This is a genomic window from Enterococcus sp. VV15 (assembly GCF_005236045.1).
GTDB lineage: Bacteria > Bacillota > Bacilli > Lactobacillales > Enterococcaceae > Enterococcus_B > Enterococcus_B durans.
On sequence record NZ_QPTY01000002.1, the window covers coordinates 89,602 to 110,422 of the forward strand.

At 39.2% G+C, this 20,821-nt stretch carries 14 protein-coding genes; 6 read left to right on the plus strand and 8 right to left on the minus strand.

The annotated features are described in order from the left end of the window. Positions 1 to 133: 133 nt before the first annotated feature. From adhE to tgt, 3 genes are all read right to left on the minus strand, one after another. Positions 134 to 2,731, minus strand: a complete 2,598-nt coding sequence (gene adhE, locus DVW83_RS01460) for a bifunctional acetaldehyde-CoA/alcohol dehydrogenase (RefSeq protein WP_104660077.1) — start codon at positions 2,729 to 2,731, stop codon at positions 134 to 136. A gap of 533 nt (positions 2,732 to 3,264) precedes the next feature. Beyond that, entirely contained in the window at positions 3,265 to 3,666 is a 402-nt protein-coding gene (gene yajC / locus DVW83_RS01465) for a preprotein translocase subunit YajC (RefSeq protein WP_104661304.1), read from the minus strand. 92 nt (positions 3,667 to 3,758) lie between these two features. Then, the gene (gene tgt, locus DVW83_RS01470) at positions 3,759 to 4,904 is read right to left on the minus strand and encodes a tRNA guanosine(34) transglycosylase Tgt (protein ID WP_081133788.1); all 1,146 of its coding nucleotides are present in this window, start codon (positions 4,902 to 4,904) and stop codon (positions 3,759 to 3,761) included. 215 nt (positions 4,905 to 5,119) lie between these two features. Here tgt and DVW83_RS01475 point away from each other — a divergent pair, with 215 nt between their 5' ends. After that, positions 5,120 to 5,821, plus strand: a complete 702-nt coding sequence (locus DVW83_RS01475; protein ID WP_104661305.1) for a DUF975 family protein — start codon at positions 5,120 to 5,122, stop codon at positions 5,819 to 5,821. Between the two features lie 56 nt (positions 5,822 to 5,877). Here DVW83_RS01475 and DVW83_RS01480 read toward each other — a convergent pair whose 3' ends face one another. Further along, the gene (locus DVW83_RS01480) at positions 5,878 to 8,520 is read right to left on the minus strand and encodes a calcium-translocating P-type ATPase, PMCA-type (RefSeq protein ID WP_104661306.1); all 2,643 of its coding nucleotides are present in this window, start codon (positions 8,518 to 8,520) and stop codon (positions 5,878 to 5,880) included. Between the two features lie 649 nt (positions 8,521 to 9,169). Here DVW83_RS01480 and DVW83_RS01485 point away from each other — a divergent pair. Next, positions 9,170 to 9,577 (plus strand): hypothetical protein, encoded by a 408-nt coding sequence (locus tag DVW83_RS01485; protein WP_104661307.1) that lies wholly within the window; start codon positions 9,170 to 9,172, stop codon positions 9,575 to 9,577. A gap of 97 nt (positions 9,578 to 9,674) precedes the next feature. On the opposite strand, the gene queA is transcribed toward DVW83_RS01485, so the two are convergent. Then, entirely contained in the window at positions 9,675 to 10,706 is a 1,032-nt protein-coding gene (gene queA, locus DVW83_RS01490; RefSeq protein WP_123862705.1) for a tRNA preQ1(34) S-adenosylmethionine ribosyltransferase-isomerase QueA, read from the minus strand. 166 nt (positions 10,707 to 10,872) lie between these two features. Here queA and DVW83_RS01495 point away from each other — a divergent pair, with 166 nt between their 5' ends. From DVW83_RS01495 to DVW83_RS01510, 4 genes are read left to right on the plus strand one after another with little or no spacing between them, the layout of a single operon-like run. Then, positions 10,873 to 12,048, plus strand: coding sequence for a betaine/proline/choline family ABC transporter ATP-binding protein (locus DVW83_RS01495; RefSeq protein WP_104661309.1), 1,176 nt, complete (start codon positions 10,873 to 10,875; stop codon positions 12,046 to 12,048). A gap of 3 nt (positions 12,049 to 12,051) precedes the next feature. After that, entirely contained in the window at positions 12,052 to 12,693 is a 642-nt protein-coding gene (locus DVW83_RS01500) for an ABC transporter permease (protein ID WP_104661310.1), read from the plus strand. Continuing rightward, positions 12,690 to 13,607 carry an osmoprotectant ABC transporter substrate-binding protein gene (locus DVW83_RS01505; protein ID WP_104661311.1) on the plus strand — a complete coding sequence of 306 codons (918 nt, stop codon included), beginning with the start codon at positions 12,690 to 12,692 and terminating at the stop codon, positions 13,605 to 13,607. Before DVW83_RS01500 ends, DVW83_RS01505 begins: the two co-directional genes overlap by 4 nt. 5 nt (positions 13,608 to 13,612) lie before the next feature. After that, on the plus strand, positions 13,613 to 14,284 hold the full coding sequence (locus tag DVW83_RS01510; protein WP_104661312.1) for an ABC transporter permease: 672 nt from the start codon (positions 13,613 to 13,615) through the stop codon (positions 14,282 to 14,284). Between the two features lie 62 nt (positions 14,285 to 14,346). On the opposite strand, the gene DVW83_RS01515 is transcribed toward DVW83_RS01510, so the two are convergent. The 3 genes from DVW83_RS01515 to DVW83_RS01525 form a co-directional block, all read right to left on the minus strand. Next, a complete protein-coding gene (locus DVW83_RS01515) occupies positions 14,347 to 16,170 on the minus strand; it encodes an amino acid permease (RefSeq protein WP_104661313.1) in 1,824 nt (607 codons plus the stop codon). A 573-nt stretch (positions 16,171 to 16,743) separates the two neighbouring features. Then, positions 16,744 to 19,449: a YhgE/Pip domain-containing protein gene (locus tag DVW83_RS01520; RefSeq protein WP_104661314.1), complete on the minus strand. Its 2,706-nt coding sequence runs from the start codon at positions 19,447 to 19,449 to the stop codon at positions 16,744 to 16,746. Positions 19,450 to 19,726: 277 nt separating this feature from the next. Next, positions 19,727 to 20,671, minus strand: coding sequence for an NADP-dependent oxidoreductase (locus DVW83_RS01525; protein ID WP_104661315.1), 945 nt, complete (start codon positions 20,669 to 20,671; stop codon positions 19,727 to 19,729). Positions 20,672 to 20,821 lie beyond the last annotated feature (150 nt).

Here is a 20,821-nt window from a genome sequence, read left to right on the forward strand (position 1 = left end):
AGTGCTAAACACAAAAAAGCCTCTCAATCGAGAAACGGTTTTCCATAATAGAAATCAGGTGAGAAACTTGATTTCTATTCGGATTCGTCCTTTGATTCGAGAGACTTTTTTATTTGACTAGGTTGCTTATTGATTACCCGTTATACGCATCAACAATGATTTGTTTCAATTCGCTGATCAACGGTTCTTTTGGATTTGCTGTCGTACATTGATCTTCGTATGCAAGTTCTGCCATACGATCAACTGTTGAATCTAATATTTCTTGTGTCACACCTTGTGCTTTCAAATTCATATCGATTCCTACAGCTTGTCCTAATTCATAAACAGCTGTTGCTAAAGCTTCCACTAGTTCTTCCGTTGTATTTCCTTTTAGACCTAAGAATCTCGCAATATCTGCATAATCTGTATCTGCACGGAAATAATCATATTTAGGGAACATTGCATGTTTTTGTGGATCTTTTGCATTGTAACGGATGATATGTGGTAACAAGATCGCATTCGTACGACCATGTGGGATACCATATTCTCCACCGATTTTATGTGCGACTGAGTGACAAATACCTAGGAACGCATTGGCAAACGCCATACCAGCCATTGTAGAAGCGTTATGCATTTTTTCACGTGATTCCATATCTGGTGTTTTCACTGATTTTTCTAAATAGTCAAAGACTATTTTGATTGCTTGTAAACTTAATCCTCTTGTATAATCTGAGGCCATTACTGAAACATACGATTCGATTGCATGTGTCAACACGTCCATACCTGTATCTGCAGTAACTGATGCTGGAACTGACATTACAAACTGTGGGTCAACGATTGCCACATCTGGTGTCAATGCATAATCAGCTAATGGATATTTCACATGTGTTTCACTGTCTGTGATAACGGCAAATGGTGTCACTTCTGAACCCGTTCCTGAAGTTGTCGGGATACATACAAATTGAGTTTTTTCTGGTTTATCAATTTTATACGTACGTTTACGGATATCTAAGAATTTTTGTTTGGCGCCAAAGAAAGAAGTATCTGGGTGTTCATAGAACATCCACATGCCTTTAGCCGCATCCATTGCAGATCCTCCACCCAAAGCGATCACTGTATCTGGTTTGAAATCAGCCATTAGTTTTGTTCCCGCATAGACGGTATTTGTTGAAGGGTTTGGTTCAACATCTGAGAAGACTTCGATTTTCACATCATTCTTACGACGTGCCAATACTTCTCGAACCGTATCGCAATAACCAAACTGAACCATACCTGGATCACAAACGATCATCACGCGTTCCACATTTTCCATTTTTTCTAAATAAAGCAAAGAGTTCTTTTCAAAGAAGATTTTTGGTGGTAATTTGAACCATTGCATATTATTTCTCCGTTTCGCTACAGTTTTGACATTGATTAAGTTCACCGCTGAGACGTTTCTAGATACAGAGTTCTTCCCATATGAACCACAGCCTAATGTTAGAGATGGAATCATTTCATTGTAAATATTTCCGATTCCGCCTTCTGCTGATGGTGTATTCACTAAGATACGGCAAGCTTTCATACGTAACCCAAATTTCACATGTAGATCTTCATCTTCTGAGTGAATAACTGCTGTATGTCCTAATCCGCCCAAATTAAGCATTCCTTCACATAATTCAAAAGCGTGTTCCGTACTATTTGCTTTGACCATTGCTAAGACTGGCGAAAGCTTTTCGCGAGATAACGGATAATCTGCACCAACACCTGCTAGTTCCGCTACTAACATTTTTGTTCCTTCAGGTACTTTGATACCTGCTAATTTTGCGATTTCTACAGCAGAATGACCAACGATTGCTGGATTGACTGCGTATTTTCCTTCATTCATCACTGCATCTTCTAATTGTGAAAGTTCTGTAGGTTTCACGAAGTACACTTGATGCGCTTGGAATTCTGCTTTTACAGCTGCATAAATTTCTTTGTCAACGATCACTGCTTGTTCAGAAGCACAGATCATACCGTTGTCAAATGTTTTTGAAACGATCAAATCATTTACTGCACGTTTGATTTTTGCTGTTTTTTCAATGTAGGCAGGTACATTACCAGGTCCTACGCCTAATGCTGGTTTTCCTGTTGAGTAAGCTGATTTGACCATGCCTGCTCCACCAGTCGCTAATACAATTGCAATACCCGGATGATTCATTAATGCAGATGTCGCATCAATTGATGGATGTTCGATCCATTGGATGCAATTTTCTGGCGCGCCAGCTGCAATTGCTGCATCACGTACTACACGTGCTGCTTCAGCAGAAGACTTTTGAGCACTTGGATGGAATGCGAATACGATCGGATTTCTTGTTTTCAAAGCGATCATCGATTTGAAGATTGTCGTTGAAGTAGGATTCGTTGTCGGTGTTACCCCACAAACGACACCAACTGGTTCAGCAATCTCAATCAATCCTTTTTGGGTATCTTCGTTGATGACACCCACTGTTTTGTCATGTTTGATATTGTTCCAAATGTATTCAGAAGCATACATATTTTTGATAGCTTTATCTTCATAGATTCCACGGCCTGTTTCTTCAACTGCCATTTTGGCAAGGGGCATATGTTGGTCTAAGGCTGCCATTGCCATTTCATGTACGATATGGTCCACTTTTTCTTGATCAAAATTTTCCATTTCTTTTAACGCGACATTTGCTTTGGTTGCTAACTCATCGATCATTGCTTGGACATCGATCGTTTTTGGTTGTTCTTTTTCCATTACTTTAGCCATTATAGTCCTCCTACTAGGTCCTGGTTATTTGTTAATTATTTCACATGTACATCATACAATAAAACTTTTCTTATGTAAACACTTTTTTGTGATTTTTTTCACAGTTTTAAAAATATGTATAAACCCCTATTAATTCAATAAAAAAGAGAGAGGTATTAGTTTTTTTCCAACTTCCTATGTATACATCCCCACAAAAAAATCTTATTCAACTATTAACAAACTTATTTTTCTAAAAAAAGTGTAGGATACAAGTAAAAAATCTCTTGCGTCCTACACTCTCGAATAAGCTGTATTTAAGAAGCCTCGCCTCAGCGATAAGATAAATGTGGGACAAATCTAAACATCAGATTTGCTACAGAATCTCGAATAAACGGCGTCCAAAAGTCAGGTTTTTCGGAAATTTCAAGAAAACGAGTAATACAAAAAGCATATTGTTCGTTTTTCTCTCCAATTTCTCAAACCTAAACGACTTTTGTCTCGACCTCTTTCTACTCAAGGCGAAGTGCTTCTTTCACAATTTTTTGTGAAACTGCTTATTCAACTTCTTTGTGAGCCTCTGGTTCTTCTACAGTGGTAGTGATTTCTTCTTTCACTTCTACTGTTTCAGCTGTTTCGGCATCTTTAGGTTCAACTGGTTCTTCTACTGGTGTAACGACAGTATCGTTTGCCACGATAGTCCCAGGTTTCACCGTCTTGATTGCTGCTCGATCGTACTCTAAGAAAATCCCTTCACAGTCTAAAACAACTGTGCGTTTTTCATTATCGACTTCTGAAACAACACCATGCAATCCGCCAATAGTCACTACTTCATCGCCTTGTTTCATACTATCTAGCAAACTTTGACGTTCTTGTTGTTGTTTCTTTTGTGAGCGTGACATAAAAAACCACATTCCTAAAATAACCACGAACATCACTAACATTGGTAATGAGCCCATTTTTTTCACCTCGCTAACATGTATCTACAAACTCAACTTTAGCAGAAAAACCTGCTAGACACTAGTTTTTTACATAAATTTAGATAAAAATATTAGAAACTTTTGGCATTTTCTTTATTAAAGCCATATTCTTCGAAAAAGGCTGCACGAAATTCCAATAAGTTATCATCCATAATCGCTTGACGAACCTGTTTCATCAAATTCAACAAGAAGTATAGATTGTGGTAAGAAGTCAAACGGATGCCAAATGTTTCATCACATTTGATCAGATGACGTATATACGCACGCGTATAGTTCTTACATGTATAGCAATCGCATTTTTCATCGATCGGACGAAAATCACGTGCATATTGCGCGTTTTTAACAACTAATCGACCTTGTGAAGTCATACATGTTCCATTTCTAGCAATACGTGTAGGTAACACGCAATCGAACATATCCACACCACGGATCACTCCATCGATCAATGAGTCAGCTGCGCCAACACCCATTAGATAGCGCGGTTTATTTTCTGGAATCAATGGTGTCGTAAATTCTAACACTCGATTCATTTCTGCTTTAGGTTCACCAACAGATAATCCGCCGATTGAATAACCAGGGAAATCCATGCCGACTAAGTCTTTTGCACTTTGGCGACGTAGGTCTTCAAAGCCCGCTCCTTGGATGATTCCAAATAATCCTTGTCGATCTGGATTGGCATGTGCCTTCAAACCTCTTTCTGCCCAACGAGATGTCCGTTCCACTGATTTTTTGACATAGTCATAACTTTCATCAAACGGAGGACATTCATCAAAACTCATCATGATGTCTGAACCAAGTTTATTTTGGATATTGATTGCTTTTTCTGGAGATAGGAACATTTTTGAACCATTCAAATGGTTTTTGAAATGTACGCCTTCTTCCTCGATGTTTCGCATATCGCTTAATGAGAAGACTTGGAAGCCTCCTGAATCAGTTAAAATCGGCTGATCCCAATTCATAAATTTATGCAAGCCACCAGCTTCTTCTACTAGGTCTTCGCCAGGACGTAGCCACAAATGGTAGGTATTACTTAAAATGACCCCCGCACCCATTGCTTTTAACTCTTCCGGTGACATTGTTTTTACTGTTGCTAATGTACCCACAGGCATGAACATTGGTGTGGGAAATGTCCCGTGAGGGGTAATCAATTCACCAAGACGGGCACCCGTGTGTTTTTCTTTTTTGATTAAACGATAACGAATGGCAGGTTGTGACATTCAATTCCCTACTTTCTTTAAAAATAATCGCAATGACAACTCCCACCATCATAATCGTTTCACCTACTTTTTGCAAGGCCTCTTCCTTTATTCTGCTTTTATTTAATATCCCTTTTTTTAATTTTTTTTTTTTTAATAACTCCTAACTTTTTTAAAAGCCAAAATGATTCTTCTTTGTTATACTGTTCATATCAATTAAAAAAGGAGTGAAAAATATGTTATCTTCAAAAGAACTGAAACAACAGGCAAAAAACAGTTTAAGAGGTCGTTGGGGGCAAGCAGTCTTATTGAATCTGATTCCAACATTGATTGCCATTGCTATTATCATTATCATTGCTGTCCCTACTGCTTTGCTATTTGTCAATTTCTATAGTGATCCTACAGCGGTCCAAGATATGGCGGCAAACAATACCGGTGGTGGGGCAAGTAGTGGTGGCGGGATCATCTCTTCTATCATCAGTGCATTGTTCATGAGTGGGATCTCTTGGACATACTTAGATCTCTTACGTGGAACTAAGACACAGATCGAACCGTTTAAAGATGCTTTTCGCGGATTTTCTGGTTTGTTCATCGGCGGGATCATTTTATTAGCACTTTTAACAGCAATCTTTACTACCTTGTGGGCGTTACTTTTGGTTATTCCTGGGATCATCAAAAGTTATTCTTATTCTCAAAGTTACTTTATCTATTATGATATCGTCACAGATACTGGAGAAAAACCTGGCGTCTTAGATACGATCACAGCAAGTCGTAAATTGATGGATGGCTATAAAGGAAAATTATTCTGGTTGGATCTTACCTTTATCGGCTGGCACATTTTAGCGATGTTAACACTTGGAATCGGCTATCTATGGTTGAATCCTTACATCTCTGCAACAAAAGCAGCATTTTATAATGAACTACCAAAAGAAGTTTAAACGTTCTAGATAAAGCAAAAAAGGTTACTGCCCCAAGCAGTAACCTTTTTTATTTATCATTCTTCCTCTTCTTCTGCTTCTGGTAATTGATGGAATTTGATCAACTCGACAACCGCAATCGGTACGATCGATAATAATCCCACTAACAGCCAGTGATTTAAACTAATGTGGACTAAATTGAATAGTGTCTGCGTAAATGGTAACAAAGCAACAGCCGTAGTGATGACAATCGATAGAACAGCCATTTCTAGTAACGATTTATTCGTTGCTAGATTCACTTTGAAGATTGACTGGCTACTGCGCACATTGAAGACATGTAAGATTGACGAATACGCCAATACCAAGAAAGCAACTGTTTGCCCTACTTCTTGACTTGCCTCTACCCATGGACTGATCGTATTTACAAATGTTCCTAAATAGTAACCAAATAAAGTAACGACTGTAAAAACACTCGCATTGATGGCGATCTTCTGCATCAGACCACGAGCAAATATCCCCTCATTTTTAGGAATCGGTGCTTCATCCATGATCCCTTTCTCAGCAGGCTCTCTTCCTAAAGCGAATCCTGGCAATCCATCTGCTACGACATTGACAAATAGCAACTGAACAGCCGTGAATGGCGCTCCCCAACCTAATAACATCGCAATCAACACAATGAAAATCTCAGAAATATTACAACTCAATAGAAAATTGATTGCCTTACGGATATTTTGATAAACCGAGCGCCCTTGGCTTACCGCATCAACGATCGTAGCAAAATTATCATCTGTCAAAATCATATCCGAAGCACTTTGCGCAACATCTGTCCCTGCAATGCCCATCGCACAGCCAACATCACTTGCCTTTAAAGCTGGAGCATCATTGACCCCATCTCCAGTCATTGCTACTACAGCACCTGTTCGTTGCCATGATTTTACGATACGAATCTTATCTTCTGGAGTCACACGAGCATAAACCGAAAGTTCCTGTACCCGTTCATCTAGTTCTTCATCTGACAATGCTTGTAATTCAGAACCGGAAAGCGCCTCCGATGGATGAGATAAGATCCCTAATTCTTTTGCAATAGCGCTGGCAGTCACGACATGGTCCCCTGTGATCATCACCGTTTTGATGCCCGCTTTTTTCGCGCGTTTGATTGCCCCTTTACTTTCTGGTCGTGGTGGATCGATCATCCCGATCAAACCAATCAAGCGAAGATCGTTTTCCAACGCTTCGGAGGTGATTTCTTGCGGCTCTTCGTCATATGTTCGATAGCCAACCGCAATCACACGTAACGCATTTTTACCAAAACGATCATTGACAGCAGTCGCTTGCTCCACATCACCTGAAGTAAAGCGCTCAGATAAAACATCAAAGGCTCCCTTAGTAATTGAGATGTATTTCTCCCCCATTCGATGAACCGTCGTCATCATCTTACGATCAGAATCAAATGGAAGTTCATCAATTCGTGGGTATTTTTCTTCTAATTCCTCTTTTGTATGATAATTTTCTTCTACAGCACGTACAATTGCTGCTTCAGTCGGATTTCCTTTCACGATAAGATCATCGTTTTCTTTTTCTACTGTAACGTCAGTACAAAGCGCCGCCATTTTCAAGATTTCCATCGCGCTGTTTGTCATGGAGTCCTCGATATCCGTTACTTCATCTTCTTTGCTCCAAACCCGACGAACGCGCATTTTATTTTGGGTCAATGTACCTGTTTTATCGGAACAGATGACATTGGCTGTCCCTAAGGTTTCAACGGCTGGTAATTGACGGATAATCGCGTGCTTTTTAGCCATTTTCTGCACACCATATGCCAATGTCAGCGTAACGATAACAGTCAATGTTTCCGGTACAGCGGCTACTGCTAAAGAAACTGACGTCATAAACATTTCTAACAATGGTTCACCTTGAAGTTCACCGATAATGAAAACGAATACAGCAGCAGCTAGTGCAATCATGCTGATCCGTTTTCCTAGTTGATTCAACCGTATTTGTAAAGGTGTTTTTTGGGCTGTATGGTCATTCAAAAGACCAGCGATCTTACCCATTTCTGTGTCCATCCCAATAGCCGTAACGATTGCTTTTCCTCGACCAGCCGCTACAGTACATCCTTTAAAGACCATATTCAACTGATCACCAAGCGACTCATCTTCTTTAGTGATGTAATCTGCCTCTTTTTCGACCGCTTCACTTTCACCTGTCAGTGCCGATTCCTCTACTCGCAACTGTGATGTTTCAACTAAACGAGCATCAGCGGCAATAGCAGAACCCGATTCTAAAACTAAGACATCGCCTACTACCAGATTTTCTGCATCAACTTTTTCTACTTTTCCATCGCGGATAACTGTTGCCGTCTGCTTGTTCATATCTTGCAATGACTCTAACGCTTTTTCTGCATTTCCTTCTTGCACGATTGCTAACACTGAGTTAATGATGACAATAGCAATGATCAAAAGCCCTTCAAATAAATCGCCATGTTCTGTTGCGAACGCTGTATAAAACGAAATGACTGCTGCTATAAGTAAAATGATCGTTGTAAAATCAGATAAACTCCGCAGAAATTTTTTTGCAATCGATTCTTTTGGTGCTTCATCAAATTGATTTTTTCCTTGCTGCTGACTTCGTTTTTCTGCTTCCCCCGTCGTCAGCCCTTGCTCAATATCTGTCTTTGTTTCCTGCTCTACTTCTTTCACCGTCTGCTTGTATTTGTCCATCCTATTCCTCCTTTAATATTGTACGCACAAAAAAGGTACTAATTTTACTATAACATCTTTTTTTTGATCCATTCAAGTATAGCGCTTAATGGTATCCAAATTAGATAGGTAGAAAAAAATGCTTTTCTTTTGCAAACGCTGTCAAACCATGCTATTATATAGGTGTAAGGAAGGAGGATAACATCAAATAAACAGAAGAATTTCTCGATAGATTAGAATAGGCAAACAAAGTTGTTAGAAGTACAGGTTTCACCACTGATTACATGTAAAGTATACCTTTATAAATAGTGAATGCGTATGGATGTTTGGATGATCGAGTCTCCAAAACAAGAAGTAACAAGATACGTAACAAATGGATAACATGAACGTCTGAAAATTGAATAGGAACAAGAGATGTTTCAACATTTCAACTGTTGAAGATGTAACGAAAACAAGATTTTTTGTTTATCAAGAAGAAATTCAACACCGTACTTTGCATGAATCATGGAAAGTTACACTTATTTCTGTTTATTCGATTCCTTCCGAATACGAGAGAGCTGAGCTTATCGAGAGCTTGGCTCTTTTTTTGTTCAAAAAATTTTTAAATTAACTAAAATATCGATATTTCTTCACCCTAATTTGTGCTATCTTTTCTTCAGGGGGAAGCAAGATGCATTTATTAGACTGTAAAATTTATATTCAATATGACAAAAAAACGGATTCATTGGGGAATCACTATCTGTTCAAACAATTCATCTTTACAGACGATTGTGTGACGGAAAACGAATTAAAGCGAAAGATTCATTTCGATCAGCAACAAACACAACTTGATTTCTTCGACTGGGGACATGTCGCCCCGCCTTTTCAAAGAAAGTTGTTACGAAAAAAAATCATTTTTACTGACGCGGATGTTCATCAAATCTATTTCGAATCTGTGGGGAGGAAAAAAATCGTTCGAAATGTTGTTCATCCGAAAAATCAATCGATTTTGACCGCTATCCAAGCAACTTATCCTAATGCACAAAAAGTGTTAAATATTATTCCTTTAAAAAGATATGTTGATCAGCCAGAAAACTGAGCAACAGCAAAAAACAGTGATCCAAGCAGGAAAATTCTGCTGTGACCACTGTTTTTTGATTATTTCAATTTTTTTTGCTTCATGCTCTTTATTAAAATCATTTCACGAACATTGCATCGCCAAAGCTAAAGAAACGATAGCGTTCAGCAATTGCATGTTGATACGCCGCTAACGTCAGCTCTCTCCCAGCAAATGCACTAACTAACATGACCAATGTTGATTTTGGTAAATGAAAGTTAGTCGAGAACGCCTCAACGATTTTAAATTGGTAACCTGGCGTAATAAAAATATCAGTCCAACCGCTATCCGCTTTGATTTCTCCATCAAATTTCGTACCGATCGTTTCTAGTGTTCGAATAGATGTTGTTCCCACGGCTACGATTTTCCCGCCATTTTGACGCACTTGATTTAGTCGTTCAGCTGCCTCTTCCGTTAGGCGATAAAATTCACTGTGCATGTGATGCTCTTCGATTTTGTCCACACTTACAGGTCTGAATGTTCCTAAACCAACATGTAACGTAAGATAGACTAGTTCTACCCCTTTTGCTTCGATTTCAGCCAATAATTCTTTCGTGAAATGCAAGCCTGCTGTTGGTGCTGCTGCCGAGCCGTTCTCCTTAGCATAAACGGTTTGGTAACGATCTGGGTCTTCTAAGCGTTCCTTGATATAAGGCGGCAAAGGCATTTCACCTAATGATTCAAGGATTTCTAAGAAAATCCCTTCGTACTCAAATGTGATGATGCGGCCACCATGTTCTAATTCTTCTTTGACCACCGCTTGCAATCGTCCATCTCCAAAAGAAATCCGTGTGCCTACTTTCGCACGTTTCGCTGGTTTGATCAGCGTTTCCCATGTATCACCTTCTGTATTTGTCAAAAGAAGAACTTCCAAGTGTGCGCCTGTTTCTGGCTTTTCTCCGTATAGACGTGCTGGCAACACTCGCGTATTATTCATTACTAGTGCATCACCAGGATTTAATTCTTCAATGATATCATGAAAATGTTTATCCTTCATTTCACCTGTTGTTCGATCTAAAACAAGTAAACGTGATTGGTCACGGTCTTTTAACGGTGTCTGAGCAATCAATTCTTCTGGTAAGTCAAAATCAAAATCTTCTGTTGTTAACATATCGTCACTCACTTTCTATCTTGTGCCCCATCATTCTACCATTTTTACCAGCGGATTGGCAAAAACCTAAGAACAAATGACAGCTGCAACATTTGTATTCCTACGTTATTTTAGGCATACTGTTATTAGTAACAGTCTTTATAGAAAGTGAAGAAGAGGTGGCATCATGATTGAATTCCAAAATGTATCAAAAATCTACAAAGGTGGAAAAATAGCCGTCGATAATGTCAATCTTTCGTTCGAAAAAGGTGAATTTATTTGCTTTATAGGTACCAGCGGAAGCGGTAAAACAACGACGATGCGGATGATAAACCGAATGACTGATCCGACGAAAGGAAAAATATTGATCGATGGTCGATCGATCCAAGATATCAATCCTGTAGAGCTACGCAGACAAATCGGTTACGTGATCCAAAGTATCGGGTTGATGCCTCATATGACGATTCGTGAGAATATCACCCTCGTGCAAAAACTCCTGAAAGTCAGCCAAGAAGAACGCAATAAAACTGCGGAAAAAATGATCGACCTGGTTGAACTACCACGTGAAATGCTTGACCGTTATCCTCATGAGTTGTCTGGTGGTCAACAACAGCGGATCGGTGTAGTGAGAGCGCTTGCAGCTAACCAAGATATCATCTTGATGGACGAGCCATTTGGCGCACTTGATCCCATTACTCGTGATTCTTTACAAGATTTAGTCAAGGATCTGCAAGAACGTTTAGGGAAAACGATTGTCTTTGTTACCCATGATATGGATGAAGCCATCAAATTAGCGAGCCGGATCGCTATCATGAGTGAAGGAAAAGTGATCCAATACGACACCCCTCAAAACATTCTACGCAATCCTGCAAATGAATTTGTCGAAGAATTGATCGGTGAAGATCGACTACTCCAAGCGAAACCCGACACCACACGAGTAGGCGAAGTAATGTTGAATAAAGCCATTACGATCACGCCTGAAAAATCATTACAAGAAGCAATCAAACTCATGCGGGAAAAACGTGTCGATACATTATTAGTTACAGACAATTCAAATGTTCTAAAAGGATTTATCGATGTTGAAACGCTTGATAAAAAACGTGGCAAAGTATCAAGTGTCGGTGATATTTTGAACAAACATGTTTTTTATGTAAAAGAATCCGCCTATCTACGTGATACCTTACAACGGATCTTGAAACGCGGATTGAAATACGTCCCTGTTGTGGATGAAAACAACAAAGTCGTAGGTATTTTGACAAGAGCTTCTCTGGTGGATATCGTCTATGATGTCATCTGGGGAGAAGAACACTCGATCACCGATGCGATTGGTTCATCCACCTCCGTTGACACAAAGGAGGAGTAACTGATGACTGAATTTTTTCAACAATATGGCGCTGAAATTTTAAACAAGAGTATCGAACACATCTACATCTCCGTTGTAGCTTTGATTCTCGGGGTCGCAGTCGCTGTGCCACTTGGCGTAGCCTTAACTCGTCTGCCTAAAATCGCCAATATCGTAATCGGTATCACTAGTGCGCTACAAACGGTCCCTTCTCTTGCTTTGTTAGCTTTGATGATCCCACTCTTTGGTGTCGGAAAAACACCGGCCATTATTGCACTATTTATTTATTCTCTACTACCGATTTTGCGAAATACGTTTATTGGCATGAAAAACGTTGACTGGAACTATCGTGACGTTGCAAAAGGGATGGGTATGACAAATATCCAGTCTATTATTTCTGTAGAATTGCCGATTGCTATGCCAACGATCATGGCAGGAATTCGTTTAGCTGCCGTTTATGTCATCGCTTGGGCAACGCTTGCCTCTTATATCGGTGCTGGCGGTTTAGGTGATCTGATTTTTAGTGGCTTGAATAACTATCAGCCAGATTTGATCTTCGCTGGAACAATTCCTGTAACGATCCTAGCACTACTGGCAGATTTCTTACTAGGGCTATTAGAAAATCATCTTACCCCTATTGCCTTAAGAGAGGAGAATGACGAATGAAGCGATTACTAAATAGTCTCTTACTTGTAGTCACGGCTCTTCTTTTGGCAAGCTGTTCTTTTCCTGGTTTAGCCAGCAACACCGATGAAGAGACGATCTCCATCACCGGAGGAATTACTTCTGAAGCGCAAATTTTGGCTAGTTTAGTTGCTGGGATGGTGGAACACTATACAGATAAAAATACTGCTATCATCAACAACTTGGCAACAACTACGATCAATCATCAAGCGATGATGAATGGCGATGCCTCTATCTCTGCAGCACGTTATACTGGAACAGATTTAACAACTACCTTGAACTTACCACCAGAAAAAGATCCTAAGAAAGCTTTTGCTATCGTGAAACAAGAATTTGAAAAACGATACGATCAAACATGGTTCCCTTCTTACGGTTTTGAAAACACCTACGTTTTTCTTGTGCGAAAAGATACGGCTGAAAAATACAATCTAAAAAAAGTCAGTGATTTAAAAGATGTTGCTGACCAACTTGTCGCTGGTGTAGATACCTCTTGGATCACTCGTAAAGGAGATGGATACGATGGGTTTCAAACAACCTATGGCTTCTCTTTTGATTCGATCCTGCCTATGCAGATCGGTCTAGTTTACGACGCTGTAGAAGCCGGAAAAATGGATATCGTTCTAGGATATTCCACCGATGGACGGATTGCAAGCTATGACTTAGTCATGTTAGAAGATGATCGCAACTTCTTCCCTCCTTATGATGCTGCTCCTGTTGTTGACAATCAGGTATTGAAGAATACCCCTGGATTAGAAGAAGCATTGAATAAATTAGGCAACACCATCAGTACGGCAAAAATGCAGCAGTTGAACTATGAAGCAGACAACAACCTTGTTGAACCTTCTGTTGTAGCTGAACGATTTTTAAAAGAAAATCACTATTTTGAAGGGAAGTAAGCGTAATGGAAAATATGAACTGGTTTCAACAATTCATCGTTTATTTTCAAGAAAACGGCGCCTATGTCTTTTCACAATTCATCCGCCACTTTCTGATTTCGATTTACGGTGTATTATTTGCAGCAGTCATCGGAATTCCAATTGGGATCATGGTTTCTCGCAAACGAAAATTAGCTAACTGGGTGATTCGCTTGGCAAATATCATCCAAACGGTGCCTTCATTGGCAATGATCTCTATTTTGATGATTGGCCTTGGATTAGGTGTCAATGTAGTGATCGTGACCGTCTTTCTTTATTCTCTATTACCGATCATCAAAAATACTTACACTGGGATGATCCAAGTAGATAAAGGGATCCTTGATGTTGGAAAAGGAATGGGGATGACAGCTACACAACGGCTATTTATGGTCGAACTTCCCCTTTCTGTGTCTGTTATCATGGCTGGAATCAGAAATGCCTTAGTTGTAGCCATCGGGATCACTGCTATTGGTGCCTTCGTTGGTGCAGGTGGCTTAGGGGATATCATCATTCGTGGGACCAATGCAACAGATGGAACATCGATCATACTATCCGGTGCGTTGCCAACTGCTTTGATGGCTATCATTACCGATTGGGTCTTAGGAATCCTAGAACGTCGACTTGATCCAGCTGCGAAGACATCGAATAATCAAGGATAAAGTATTTCTAAACAAAAAGTGTGGGCTGAAAGTATTTTTTACTTTCCCCACACTTTTTTCAATTATTTTTTCAAATGATAACTATACGTACTGATCACGATATTTTCTCGCCATGACAAACGCAGACGTAAACGTAAGCTTGTTTGGTTATGCAAGATATTTTGCCATCTACGGTTCGGTACAAACTGTGGAATCAAGACAGTCGTTGTATAGTTTTGTTTTGCAGCATTCTTACTTACAAGATCCACATAGCGGATGATCGGATTTTCGATCGAACGATAAGACGAATGGACTACGGAGAAACGAACATCTGGAAAATGCTTCTTAAATTCCGTTTCGATCTCTTTTTCCTTTTCCAAATCTTCATCCAAGGAAACGTGCATCGCTACAACATAATCACCGATTGAACGCGCATAATTCAACGCACCGATATTTACTCGAGTCACATTTCCAACTAATACAAGCACTGTATTCCCATCGAAATCATGTAATTTTGCATCCGTTTCTAAACGAAGTTGCTCAGCTACTTTTTTATAATGATCGTGGATCTTATAGAAAATGAAAATGACGATCGGCATAATGATAAAGAACGGCCATATATCACCTAGACGATAAACAAACAAAATTGCAATGATGGCGTATGAGATAAATGCTCCTACGATATTTGCAATTGATTTTCCTAACCACTTTTTGCCTTCTTTTTTCCATTTGATGACCATCCCTGTTTGTGATAACGCAAATGGAATAAATACGCCGATTGAATACAATGGAATCAAGCGCTCTGTTGAACCATGGAAAATGAATAGCAAGATGATTGATCCAAATGCTAAAGTCATGATCCCGTTAGAGTACCCTAAACGATCTCCACGATCTTGGTACATATGAGGCATGAATTTATCTTTTGCCAAGTTAAAAGCTAAAACAGGAAAAGCTGAAAAACCAGTATTCGCAGCTACAGCTAAAATCAACGCAGTAGCAAATTGTAAAATGTAATATAAGATCCCATGACCAAAAACAGCTTGGCCGATTTGAGATAATACAGTTACTTCTTTTTCAGGGACAATTCCGTACCAATAGTTGATAAAGGTAATTCCTACAAAGAAGAATCCTAGAATCAACGCCATCATTGTCAAAGTTCCAGCGGCGTTTTTCGCCCGTGGTTTCTTGAAGAAAGGTACAGCATTACTAATTGCTTCAACCCCTGTCAGTGAAGATGAACCAGAAGAAAATGCTCGTAAAATCAAGGCAATGGACACACCTGGTACAGCAGCACCTGGTAAAGCTGTTGCATGTAACGGCATCGCACCTGTTAATATATTAAACAAACCAACAGCAATCAATAACGTGATGACGATAATGAACGTATACACTGGGAAGAGCAAGAACGAAGCCGACTCCCTTAACCCGCGTAAATTCAACATCATCAAAAGTAGCACGATTGCCACAGAAATTCCCACTTGATGCTCATATAGAGCTGGGATCGCCGAAGTAATTGCTTCTGCACCGGCTGAAACGGAAACTGCGACCGTCAACATATAGTCGATCAATAAAGACCCACCAGCGATCAACCCTGCGTTTTTACCAAGGTTCTCACTGCTTACGACATAAGCGCCTCCACCATGGGGATAGGCATGGATAATTTGACGATAGGATAACGTTAATGAAATCAATAGAATAATGACAAATGCTGCGATTGGTAACGAATACCAGATAGCTGCGGTCGACAATGCAACTAAAACCACTACGATCTGTTCTGTCCCATATGCAATGGAAGATAGCGCATCTGATGAAAGCAGAGCAAGCGCCGCAAATCGAGTCAATTTTTGGTCATCATTGTCAGCTGATTTTAACGGCTTACCTACTAACAACCTTTTTAAGTAATCCAATTTTTTTACTCCTTTACACACATATTTGCTTCAAATGATTATTATCGAAGTTTTATATTAAACAAGATGTTATAGTACGCTCACAAAATATAAAAGTCAATAAAGTTTATTAAAAATAATTGGAAAAAAGCAGAAAAAAATCAATAGTTTTTTTCAATCGTACCTTAAAGTGAAAAGCGCCCAGCTGATATACATCGTTACACCTTTCTTGTTAAAATATGTAACATGGCTAACTTTCAATAAGCAGATGACTAGGCTACTCTTCATTCATCACACTTGGAAAAAGCAATTGAAAAATACCGTCTTCTTCGCTCGAAATCCAATAATTTTCTTCATATTTCTGATAATCAATATCCATAAAACAACTCTTTGAACGAAGCCCCCGTTTTTCAAAATATGAGGAACTATTTTCGTCTGGCTTACAATTTCTATCTGCTCTGTCCCTGTATCTTCTCCGATAATCGGTGTTTCAACGCTTGCATCTACAATAATAAGCCCCACCAAACAAAAATATGAGGAACTATTTTCGTCTGGTGGGGCTTATTACTTGATGCAGAGCAGCGTTGAAACGGCCTAATGGAATATATGGCTCTTATGTGCTGCTTCTTTGAATTTGAGCATTTTTTCTTGTACGTATGGTGCTACGGCTGTTCCTACTATACCAAAGACTATGAATAGTGCGATCATGATCCAAATGGCTGGGATGGCGTTTGGCCAATAGATTCCGCCTGCTGATTCTCTCAATAGGTTGACCGCATGGGTAAATGGCAAGAATGGATTGATCATTTGGAAGAACTTACCTGATACTTGGATCGGGTAGTTCCCACCACCACCGGAAATAGATAGTACTAAGATGATGATCGCTAATCCTTTCCCGACATTGTCGAACAAGGCAGCTAAAACATAGACGATCATCATAAAGGCTAAGCCGATCAATACAGCAAATAAGACGCTGTAAACTGGATTTTGGACATCTACGCCTAATAAGAAGATATTTCCTAGTGTAACGATCAAACTTTGTGCGACCGCCATAGTTAGGAATGTCAACATACGAGCAACGAATTGTTCACGTTTTGTAAAATTGTTTCGATCTTTTTTCCCTAAATAATAATCTGTTGTAGCGACACTCGATAGTAGTACCGCACCGACCCATAAACATAACGCTGTATAAAACGGTGTACTTGCTGAACCGTTGTTTGCGATTGGATAGAGTGCATTGGTTTTTAATTCTACAGGACTAGTAAAGAAGTCACTCTCTTTTGTTGCATCTAATTTCAAGAGTTTGATTACTTCTCCAAGATCTACCTCTTGTTCGCCTTTACGGATCGCGTCAGCGGCTTTTTGGATACCTGCCTTGATACTTGGCCAGTCATTGGTGATCAGGTCAGCAGCGGCATTTACAGCTGTTTCCACTTGAGGCATTTTTTCATTTACTGTCGACATCGTTCCGGTAATTTCGTTTTTCACCGTAGGCCAATCATTTTGGATGAAGTCAGCAGCCAAATTTAGTTTATTGGCTAATACTGGCAGATCATTGTTGTATAGATCTGCGCCTTTGTTGATTCCATCAACGATTGCTGCCATATTGCCATTCAACATGGTATTGGCATCATGGATCTCTTGCCCGATAGCAGGCATTTCTTTTTGGTATTTTTCTAAGATTGCTACTGCATTCGTCACAGTAGCTTTTGTTGAACTTAACAATGAATCAAAGTCGATTTGATCTGCTTTGCTTAATGCACCTTGTGCTGTTTCGATCGTACTGATCACTTGGTTCAAGATAGACTCAACGGTTGAACTAGCTTGGGCTGGGTCAATAACCGATACAAGACTATTCACGTTTTTAGCAGCATCTTGAACTTGTCCTAATAATGTTTTGACATCATCGATATTCCCACTTTGAATTGCTTGATTTAATGCTGTCACGCGTTCTTGCAGAATGCTTAACACAGGTTTTGCGTTATTTAACGCATCAATAATGTTTTGTAGCTTTGTATTCCCAGCATTTTCTTGTAATTTTGTTAGGAACGATACTAATTGATCAATCGCATTTTGTTGTTCTGGAATGCTATTGGCAAAATTCGTTAATACTTCACCAATTTTTTGTTTTTCATCATCTGTGAGCTGATTGTCCGAAATTGCCTGATTGATTGTTGAAGCTAACGAACTTGTCGTAGTCGCTACTTGTCCAATCGAATCAAGTGTCGTTTTGACGCTTGTGGTAATACCAGGTAGCGCATCTTTCAGCTGATTTGCACCAGTTTTAGTCTGTGAAGCGAGGTTATTGGCCTGCCCTTCCAGATTTTTGACATCTGGCAAAATATCTTGGACTTGTTGAATGATCGTCAAGCCTTGTTTTGCTTCATTGATTCCTTGGTTCATCGTTTCTTGGATCGATGAAAAGTCTCCATCAATTTCAGCTAATTGTTTTCCAGCATTCTGGATTTCCGGAATTTTTTGTTGCAAGTCTAAAATGATTTTCGTTTGCTCTTGTAGTTGAGGCATTTTGCCGTTTAATTCAACGACTTTTTGCCCCATCTCATCGACTTTTGGTAAATAATCGATGAATTCATTGGCTTTATTCAATTTTTCTTTGATGTCTGGTAGTTGCTTTTGCAAGTCAAGCACTTGTTGCGTATACCCATCGATTGTATCCAGATTTTCATCTGTGGACAGGATCATTGATTTTACTTTGTTGATGCTGACAAGATTTGAATCAATGTCATAGCCGATTTCATTGAAAACTTTCAGCAAAGTAGAACTAGCTGTCTTGATGAATTCATCTGAAATCTGTGTTTGGATCGCGGTTGCTCCTTTATCTGTGATTTTTGGAGCGATGGCATTGATCTTTTCGTTCACTGTGTACTCGATTTTAGGTTTATTGATGTCTCCAGTTGTAAAACTCAATAAGTCCTCAGAGAAATCTTCTGGCAGATAGATACCTGCATAATATTCTCCTGAACGTACACCGTCTTCTAATTCTTTTTTTGAATCAACGAATTGCCATCCAAGTTGTTTATTGTCATGAAGTGACTTGATGACTTCTTTGCCAATTGCAATTTCTTTCCCTTGGAATTCTGCCGGCTTGTCTGCACTGTAGACAGCGATTGGCAGCTCCCCTGTATTTCCATATGGGTCCCATAATGCTTTGATATTGAACCATGCATACAATGAAGGGATAATCATAATCGCAATGATCAAAATTGTTGCAATTGGATTTTTAAAAATCCTTTTCCAATCAAGTAGGTATAACTTCAATGTATTTTTGATTGAACGCATAAATATCCCCTTCTTCTTTTTTTCAGCTGAATTACTTTACCATGTAAATCATGTAATTTTCAATTCTCTTTTTTCAAAAACAGCAATAATTTTGACACATAGCTGAAATTGTCCTATTCTACTCCTGCATAAATGAACGAATGATTAAATTTTACATGTTTTACTTTATCATTTATTGAAGAAGAAAGATATTTTTACGCCAATACAGTACTAGAATTATGAAAAGTCTAAGGGTGGTATAAACAAATTTTCATAAAATTCCTAAAAACAGCAAATTTCAATCAAAAGTCAAAATGATTTTGCCTGTTGTAGAGTGCCCTTCTAATTGTTGATGTGCCCAAATCACATTTTCTATCGTAGCCGGTAATTCTTTCCCCACAAAAATATGAAAATCACCATTTTGATATGCGTTGAATAAGTGAGTAAACGCTTCTTGGTCCTGATATTCTTTTCTAGGTATAAAAGGTTCATAGAATCCTATCTTTTTTTGACGTAGTTCTAGGGAAGGAAGATCATTCAAGGCGATGTATCTCCCACCCTCTTTCATGATTTGGATACCAGATTCACCTTTTACGCTCCCTTTTGTTGCATCAATCACAGTATCTGCCTGATTTTGGAATTTTATGCCAGGATTTTCTTGATCATATGCAGAAAAATCAGAAACTCCAAGTTGACGTATCTTTTCTTCATTCTTTTTAGAAGCACTGGCGAGTGTTCGGATTCCTCTCATATGAAGTAATTGAATCAAGCTAGTTCCTACCGCTCCCGATGCCCCTTCAATCATTACTGTATCGGTTGGTTGAAGATCTAGCAGGTGATTGATTAGATTGTAGGCGGTAATCCCCGATGTGACGATTGCTGCCGCTTCTGACCAACTCATTTTTTCTGGGATTTTAGCCGCTTTCCCCACTGGTAAGACGATTTCTTCTCCATAAGCTCCTGATATTGGGTGAACTGCCACTCGGTCCCCCACTTTAAAAGATTGAACATCCGCTGCTACTTCCGTTACGATTCCCGCACCATCATTTCCTAAGACATAAGGAAACGTCAATTTGCGTACTTCTTGCATGCTACCTGAACGCAAAGCAATATCATAAGGGTTGATTCCGAACGCTTTCATTTTTACCCGAATATGATTTGCGGTCAATTCCCTTGGTTCCGCAGTGATACGTTTAAACACTTCTATTGCTGGTCCATACCCTGTAATCCCTAATCTTTCCATCTTCTTTGCACCCCTTTTTACTTTTAGTTTACGTTCCCTCGTTCCATTTGACAAAAAATGCGCCTTATTTTGAATAAATCCAAATAAATTGCGTTTATCTACTGTTTATGTTAAAGTTGCATTTCCGAAAACGAAATCTTTACGATTTAT